Origin of the sequence: Shewanella sp. AS16 (assembly GCF_021412365.1) — a bacterium.
In the GTDB taxonomy this organism is placed as follows: Bacteria; Pseudomonadota; Gammaproteobacteria; order Enterobacterales; family Shewanellaceae; genus Shewanella; species Shewanella salipaludis.
Window position 1 is genome coordinate 1 of the sequence record NZ_JAKCLK010000318.1, and the last position, 288, is coordinate 288.

1 protein-coding gene is annotated in these 288 nt (G+C 55.6%); it reads left to right on the top strand.

Annotated elements, in window-relative coordinates:
• Positions 1-288, top strand: a 288-nt coding sequence (locus tag LZP73_RS20455) for a TonB-dependent receptor domain-containing protein (RefSeq protein WP_234236796.1), incomplete at both ends; no start/stop codon positions are given.

Consider the following 288-nt stretch of genomic DNA (forward strand, 5'->3'; position numbering starts at 1 on the left):
AACGCCGTATTTACGGCGTGGAAGGTGCGGTGGACTACCTGATTCCTGATACTGACTGGAGTACCGGAGTGAACTTCAACGTGCTGAAAACTGAGTCGAAAGTGAACGGTACCTGGCAGAAATACGATGTGAAGACAGCAAGCCCATCAAAAGCGACAGCCTACATTGGCTGGGCACCGGACCCGTGGAGTCTGCGCGTGCAGAGCACCACCTCCTTTGACGTGAGCGACGCGCAGGGCTACAAGGTCGATGGCTATACCACCGTGGATCTGCTCGGCAGTTATCAGC